General features: G+C 76.4%; 10 protein-coding genes. 5 read left to right on the forward strand and 5 right to left on the reverse strand.

Features of this window, described 5'->3' with window-relative positions:
* Positions 1 to 65 precede the first annotated feature (65 nt).
* Complete coding sequence (locus ACW0Q9_RS28200) at positions 66 to 542, reverse strand: hypothetical protein (RefSeq protein ID WP_456186407.1); 477 nt, start codon at positions 540 to 542, stop codon at positions 66 to 68.
* A gap of 50 nt (positions 543 to 592) precedes the next feature.
* On the opposite strand from ACW0Q9_RS28200, the gene ACW0Q9_RS28205 reads away from it, so the two are divergent.
* The 3 genes from ACW0Q9_RS28205 to ACW0Q9_RS28215 all read left to right on the forward strand — a co-directional run bounded on the left by ACW0Q9_RS28205 (position 593) and on the right by ACW0Q9_RS28215 (position 2,951).
* Complete coding sequence (locus ACW0Q9_RS28205) at positions 593 to 1,339, forward strand: PHP domain-containing protein (protein ID WP_456186409.1); 747 nt, start codon at positions 593 to 595, stop codon at positions 1,337 to 1,339.
* A 31-nt stretch (positions 1,340 to 1,370) separates the two neighbouring features.
* On the forward strand, positions 1,371 to 1,985 hold the full coding sequence (locus tag ACW0Q9_RS28210) for a MarC family protein (RefSeq protein ID WP_456186411.1): 615 nt from the start codon (positions 1,371 to 1,373) through the stop codon (positions 1,983 to 1,985).
* 132 nt (positions 1,986 to 2,117) lie between these two features.
* Complete coding sequence (locus ACW0Q9_RS28215) at positions 2,118 to 2,951, forward strand: RecB family exonuclease (protein WP_456186423.1); 834 nt, start codon at positions 2,118 to 2,120, stop codon at positions 2,949 to 2,951.
* Between the two features lie 18 nt (positions 2,952 to 2,969).
* Here ACW0Q9_RS28215 and ACW0Q9_RS28220 read toward each other — a convergent pair whose 3' ends face one another.
* Positions 2,970 to 3,821, reverse strand: a complete 852-nt coding sequence (locus ACW0Q9_RS28220) for an oxygenase MpaB family protein (protein ID WP_456186413.1) — start codon at positions 3,819 to 3,821, stop codon at positions 2,970 to 2,972.
* 54 nt (positions 3,822 to 3,875) lie between these two features.
* On the reverse strand, positions 3,876 to 4,304 hold the full coding sequence (locus tag ACW0Q9_RS28225) for a Fur family transcriptional regulator (protein ID WP_456186415.1): 429 nt from the start codon (positions 4,302 to 4,304) through the stop codon (positions 3,876 to 3,878).
* Positions 4,305 to 4,478: 174 nt separating this feature from the next.
* On the opposite strand from ACW0Q9_RS28225, the gene ACW0Q9_RS28230 reads away from it, so the two are divergent.
* Positions 4,479 to 4,961 carry a DUF2231 domain-containing protein gene (locus ACW0Q9_RS28230; RefSeq protein WP_456186417.1) on the forward strand — a complete coding sequence of 161 codons (483 nt, stop codon included), beginning with the start codon at positions 4,479 to 4,481 and terminating at the stop codon, positions 4,959 to 4,961.
* 27 nt (positions 4,962 to 4,988) lie between these two features.
* On the opposite strand, the gene ACW0Q9_RS28235 is transcribed toward ACW0Q9_RS28230, so the two are convergent.
* Positions 4,989 to 5,636, reverse strand: a complete 648-nt coding sequence (locus ACW0Q9_RS28235) for a hypothetical protein (protein ID WP_456186419.1) — start codon at positions 5,634 to 5,636, stop codon at positions 4,989 to 4,991.
* A gap of 110 nt (positions 5,637 to 5,746) precedes the next feature.
* On the opposite strand from ACW0Q9_RS28235, the gene ACW0Q9_RS28240 reads away from it, so the two are divergent.
* The gene (locus ACW0Q9_RS28240) at positions 5,747 to 5,932 is read left to right on the forward strand and encodes a hypothetical protein (protein WP_154229843.1); all 186 of its coding nucleotides are present in this window, start codon (positions 5,747 to 5,749) and stop codon (positions 5,930 to 5,932) included.
* 15 nt (positions 5,933 to 5,947) lie between these two features.
* Here ACW0Q9_RS28240 and ACW0Q9_RS28245 read toward each other — a convergent pair.
* The coding region (locus ACW0Q9_RS28245) for a flagellar biosynthesis protein FlgA (RefSeq protein WP_456186421.1) at positions 5,948 to 6,393 on the reverse strand (446 nt) is incomplete at its 5' end.

Raw genomic sequence — 6,393 nt, forward strand, 5'->3', positions numbered from 1 at the left:
CCGCACCCCGGCGCGCCCCGCCGCGTCCGTCCCGGTGGAGTCCCGATGAGCCGCACGCCCAACTCCTACGACAACCGGACGGGCGGCCCGAAGCGTCCATTCGCCGTGACCGAGGACGAGCTGGAGCGGGCGCTGCGGCAGACGCTGGCCGGCCGCGTCGCCACGCCCCGGCCGCTCGCCGCCGACCCGGCCGGCGCGGCGCTCCGGCGGGCGAGGCGCACCGGCCGGCGCCGCACGCTGACCGGGCTCGCCCTGGCCGGGGTGGCGACCGTGCTGGTCACCACCGGCATGGCCCAACTCGGCGGGCCGACCGGGCGCGGTGGCACGCCGACGGTGGTGCTCGGTGACCCGGGCGGGTTCTCGCCCTCACCGCTGCCCACCGCCGCCAGCCCGGCACCGGGGACGGGCCCGGTCCGCGCCGAACTCGACCTGATCGTGGGCTCGTGGCTGGACACCAGCGGGGGCGAGCGCCGGGAACTGACCGGGGTGAGCGGCGTCGAGCGGGCGCAGCGGGTCCCCGAGTACGGGGGCTGGCTCGTCACCTCGGCGGCCACCCCGGCCGGCCGTACCCTCTGGTGGGTGCCGCCCGTCGGTGGCCACCACCACGGCCGGCTGGGAGCCGGCGGTCGCGGCGCTGCCGCCCGGGCTCACCCTGGTCCGGGGCGCCGAGCTCTCCTGCCGCTGGTTCGGCGTCGAGCCGGCGATCCCGCTGCACCTGCTCGCGTACCTCTTCGACCCCGCCGAGCCGGAGCTGGTCGCCGAGCTGGCCCGGGTCCGGCGCGCCCGGGAGGAGCGCGGCGAGCGCATCGTGCGGCTGCTCCAGGCCGACGGGATCCGGGTGAGCTGGTCCGAGATCCTGGCCGGCGCGGCGGGCGGGACGGTCGGTCGCCCGCACATCGCGCAGGCGCTGATCCGGGCCGGGCTGGTCGCCACCACCACCGAGGCGTTCGGGCCGCGGTGGCTGGGAGAGCGCTACCGGCTGCCCAAGGAGGACATCGACGTGTTCCGGGCGGTGGCGCTGGTCCGGGCGGCCGGCGGGGTGCCGGTCTTCGCCCATCCCCGGGCCAGCCGTCGGGGCCGGATCGTGCCCGACGAGCTGATCGTGGACCTGGCGGCGGCCGGGCTCGCCGGCCTGGAGGCCGACCACGAGGACCACAGCCCGGCCGAGCGGGAGCACGTCCGCGCGCTCGCCGCCGAGCTGGGGCTGCTGGTCACCGGAGCGTCGGACTTCCACGGCACGCACAAGACCGTTCAGCTCGGCGCGTACACCACCGGGGTCGAGGCGTACGAGCGGATCATCGCGCTGGCCCGGGGGGTGACCCCGGTCGCTTCAGGCTGAAGGGTTCCGGCGGCGCGGCTACCGTGTCCGGGTGGATCTCAAGCTCTTCGGCGAGGTCTTCGTGACCCTGCTGGTGATCGTCGACCCGCCCGGCATGATGCCCATCTTCCTCGCGCTGACCGGCCCGCTGGCCGCCCGCGACCGGAACCGGGCCGCCTGGCAGGCCGTCGCGCTGGCGCTCGGGGTGATCGTGGTGTTCGCCGTGGCCGGCCGGACGATCCTGGCCTACCTGCACGTCGACCTGCCCGCGTTGCAGGCCGCCGGCGGGCTGCTGCTGATCCTGGTCGCACTCGAGCTGCTGACCGGCAAGGCCGACGACCCGAACCAGCAGGCCACCTCCAACATCGCGCTGGTGCCGCTGGGCACCCCGCTGCTGGCCGGCCCCGGTGCCATCGTCGCCACCATGCTCTTCGTGCAGCAGGCCGGCGGCTTCACCGACTACCTCGCGATCGCCGCCGCGATCGTCGCGGTCATGGTCGCGGTCTGGGTGGTGCTGCGTTTCTCCGGCGGCATCGTCAAGGTCCTCCGGCCGGGCGGCATCGAGGTGCTGACCCGGATCGCCGGCCTGCTGCTGGCCGCCATCGCCGTGCAGCTCATCGCCGACGCGATCGCCGCCTTCGTCACGCAGTACCTCACCATGGGCTGAGCCGTTGCGGCGCTGTCGCACCGGGGTGGCAGGATCTCAGGCGTGCGACGACCCTCCCCGACCGGGCGACCCACCGGCGGCCGGCCACCCCGGCCCCGCGCCGAGCAGGCCGAGCAGCTCGGCTTCGAGGGCATGCCGGAACGCCTCTTCGTCTGCACCCCCAGCAAGCTCGGCGCCTACGCCGACTGCCCCCGCCGCTACCGCTACTCGTACGTGGACCGCCCCGCGCCGCCCAAGGGTCCGCCGTGGGCGCACAACTCGCTCGGCGCCAGCGTCCACACCGCTCTGAAGAACTGGTACGCGCTGGCCCCCGACCGCCGCCGCCCCGAGGTGCTGGGCACCCTGCTCAAGGGCACCTGGGTCCGCGAGGGCTACCGCGACGACGAGCAGGAGCGGGACGCCTTCCGGCGGGCGCTGTCCTGGCTGGAGTCCTACGTGGCCGGGCTCGACCCGGCCGACGAGCCGGTCGGGGTGGAGCGGGTGGTCGCGGTGAAGACCGCGGTGCTCGCCTTCAACGGCCGCACCGACCGGATCGACTCCCGCCCCGGCCCCGACGGCCGGCCCGAGCTGGTCATCGTCGACTACAAGACCGGTCGCACCGGGCTGGACGGCGACGACGCGCGCGGCTCGCAGGCCCTCGCGCTCTACGCCTACGCGGCCGAGCGGGTGTTCCGCCGGCCGTGCCGCCGGGTCGAGCTGCACCACCTGCCCACCGGCACGGTCGCCGCGCACGAGCACAGCCCGGAGTCGTTGCAGCGGCAGCTCACCCGGGCCGAGGACACCGCGCGGGACATCATGGCCGCCGAGCGGGCCGTCGCCGACGGGGCCGACCCCGACGCGGCGTTCCCCACCGAGCCGGGGCCGCGCTGCGGCTGGTGCGACTACCGGCGCACCTGCCCGGCCGGCGCCCAGGCCCCGGCCAAGGATCCGTGGGCGGCCGTGGAACGCCCCGCCGAGCCGGCCTGAGCCCCGGTCCGGCCGCGGTCAGGCGGCGGCCAGGCGGGCCGCGCGCTCCTTGGCGGCCTGCTGCAACGGGCCCTCCCGGTAGCGACGCGGCACCGCCGCCAGGGCCAGGCGCAACGCGCGCACGCTCAGGTCCGCCGACAGCGCGGTGGTGGGCAGGCCGAGACCGCCGTACAGCCGGTGGGCCCAGGCCGGCAGCAGCGCCAGCGCGGTGCCGGCGATCCCCAGGTACGCCCAGCGCGGCGGGCCGAGGTGCAGCCCGAGCCTCATCGGCAGGCTGAGCTTCCACGGGATCGGCGGGGCGGTCAGGAAGAGGGCGGTCTCGGCCGCCTCCCTGGTCATCCGCAGCTCGGGGCGGACCCGGCGGTAGTAGTCGGCCACCTCGGCGGCGGTGCCCGGCACGTCGGCCGGGTCCAGCCCGACCAGGGCCGCCGCCCGTCGCTGCTCGGCGTAGTAGCCGTCCACCTCGTCGTCGGTCAGCGCCAGCCCGGCCCGTCGCGCGGTGCTCACGAACGACTCGACCTCGGTGACGTGCACCCAGCGCAGGAGGTCGGGCTCGTCGATCCGGAACCGCTCGCCGGTGAACGGGTCGGTGGCCCGCATCCGGGCGTGCAGCGTGCGCAGCCGCCGGCCGGCGGCCTCCGCCTCGGCGGTGGTGCCGTAGATCGTCGTCGCCACGTACGTGGCGGTGCGGATCAGCCGGCCCCAGGCGTCGGTCTTGTAGTTGCTGTTCTGCGCCACGCCCGCCATGGCGCGGGGGTGCAGGGCCTGGAGGTAGAGCGAACGCAGGCCGGCGACGATCAGGATCGGCTCCTCGTGCACCTTCCACGTGACCGATCCCGGACCGAACAGGCCGAGGTCATCGGAGTCCACCGCCCAAGAGTGCCACGCGCCGGGGCGACCACGCCTCGATGCCGGCGCCGGTGGTCAGTCGTCGGCGGAGCGGCGGGCCTGGCAGGCCGGACACAGCCCCCAGAACGTCACTTCCGCCTCGTCCACCTCGAAGCCGTGCGCGACGTTCGGGTCGAGGCAGGGGGCGTCGCCGGTGGCACAGTCCACGTCGGCGATCTCGCCGCAGCCCCGGCACACCACGTGGTGGTGGTTGTCACCGACCCGGGCCTCGTAGCGGGCGGGGCTGCCGGCCGGCTCGATCCGGCGGGACAGCCCGGCCCGGGAGAGGGCGCCGAGCACGTCGTAGACGGCCTGGGTGGAGACCGAGTCGAGGCGCTCGCGGACCCGGCGGGTGATCTCGTCGACCTCCAGGTGACCGCCGGCGGCGAGCACGTCCAGCACGGCGAGGCGCGGCCGGGTGACCCGCAGGCCCCTCGACCGGAGCAGCTCCTCACCGGTGGACATGCGTCCATGACAGCACGGTGCTCCAGGACCGACAAGCGAGCGTGACCCCGGGTGGCCCGGGCCACAGGTGAACCGGGCCGGCGGCCCGTGCGTGTGTCGATGTACGGAAGCGGGACGGCGGATCATCCCGTCGTACGCTGGCCGCGCGATCCCGTCCACTCGCCGGAGGTGTCGGTGTTCAGGGAAGTCAACGGTCTGCCGGGCCACGTCCTGGTCGTACACGCCGCCGTGGTGCTGGTGCCGCTGCTGGCGTTGCTCTCCGTCGCGTACGGGGTGCTGCCCCGCTGGCGGCCCCGGATGGGCTGGGCGGTGGCGGTCCTCGCCGTGCTCACCCCCATCATCACCTGGGTGGCCACGGAGTCCGGCGAGGAGCTGGAAGAGGTGCTGCGCAGCCGGGGCTACCCGCCGGAGGGCCTGCAGAAGATCCACGAGCACTCCGAGTACGGCGACAAGCTGTTCTGGTTCACCCTCGGACTGGCCGTGGTGGCGCTCCTGCTGCTGCTGGTCACCAGCGGCCTGCCCCGGACCCGCGACCTGCCCCGCTGGCTGCCCCTGGTGCTCACCGGCGTGGTGGTCGTGCTCGCCGTGTTCGCGCTCGTGTACGTCTACCTGACCGGTGACAGCGGCGCCAAGATGGTCTGGAGCGGGATCGTCTGAGCCGGATCCGCCGCCCCGGCGGCCGGCTCAGAAGAGCAGGCGCGAGCAGAGCAGGCAGGTGAGCAGCACCAGCACGACGCCGACGACGGCGCCGATGCCGTAGGTGAGCCGCTGGGCCCGCCCCTCGGCCTGGTCCATGGCGGCCATGTCCTGTGGCGGCAGCCGGCGGGGTGGCGTCGGCTGCACGTGCACCGGTGGCCGCCAGCCGGGCGGCGGCGGGATGGTCGGCGGCGGCCCGGCGTACCCGCCCGGGCCCCAACCGGCGGCCGCGCCGGCCTGCGGGGACCAACCACCCGCCGGGGCGCCCGGCGCGGGCCAACCGCCGGTGGCTCCGGCCTGCCCCCCGGGCGGGCCGCCCGCCGGTGCGGCGTCCTGGCCGGGCCGCGCCCACGGGCTGTCGGTGTGACCGGCGCGCGACCAGGCACTGGCCTCCGGGGTCGAACCAGCGTCGACGGCCGCGTTCCCGCCGGCTGCCGAACCGGGCTGGTCCGTGCCGGCGCCACCGACCGGCTGGCCGGCGGAGCCGGGCTGATCCGTGCCGGGCGCCGGGGCGTTGCCGGCCTGCTGCACCGGCGAGCCGGGCTGGTCCGTGCCGGCCGTCGGGGCCTCGCCGGCCGTCTGGTCCGGGCGTCGCCAGATCTCGTCCTCGGGGCTGCCACCGCTCGGCGTCGTCACGCCGTCCGACGCTACCAACGCGCCGGGCGGTCGGCCGGCCGACGCGGCGGGCCACCGTGCCCCGGCGTGCCCGCCGGGACGGTCGAGCGGTTTCCCTTCCGGCGGTATCCTTGCCGCTCGTGAGCGATCCCGGCATCCGTGTCCCGCGCGGCGACGACGACCGCGTGGTCGACCTCAGCGACGACTTCGTGGTGCTGCCCGAGCAGACCACCGACGACACCGACCGCGGCTGGGGCGAGCGGTCGTCCGGCAACGACGACTGGCTGCTCGCCGAGCGCCCGCCGCACTGGGACTGACGCCGCCGGCCGCGGTCATTCGCGTACCACCACGGCGAAGCGGCTGCCCTCGGGCAGACCGACCGCGCGGTGGGCCTGCTCCGGGCGGAGCGCCAGGTAGAGCGCCGAGGAGCCGTCGACCGCCCCGGCCGCACCCACCACGTCCAGCACCAGTGCCCGCGGGGCGAGCAGGGCCGGCGCGCCGCCGGCCGGCACGACCAGCAGGTCCACCCGGGCGCCCGGGCGGAGCACCGCCAGCGCGGCCGGCTCGGCGAGCCGGATCGGGACCCCGACCGCCCCGGTGGGCAGCGGCAGGGCGGCTGCGGGACGGTCACCGCCGCCCGGCGTGGCCCCACCGGCCGGGGTGGCGGTGGCCGTCACGGGCCGGGTCGCCCCCGGCGGACAGCCGCCCGGAGTGCGCAGAACGGCCGCGGCCAGCCCGAGCAGCACCGCGACCAGCGTCACCCGGAGCAGCGTCCGGC

The sequence above is a fragment of the Micromonospora sp. I033 genome (genome assembly GCF_053890995.1).

What these genes read in the sequence shown, in the direction of transcription:
- ACW0Q9_RS28215 (WP_456186423.1), top strand. Translation starts at nt 2,118, where the DNA reads ATGCCGGAACGCCTCTTCGTCTGCACCCCCAGCAAGCTCGGCGCCTAC.
- ACW0Q9_RS28225 (WP_456186415.1), bottom strand. Translation starts at nt 4,304, where the DNA reads ATGTCCACCGGTGAGGAGCTGCTCCGGTCGAGGGGCCTGCGGGTCACC.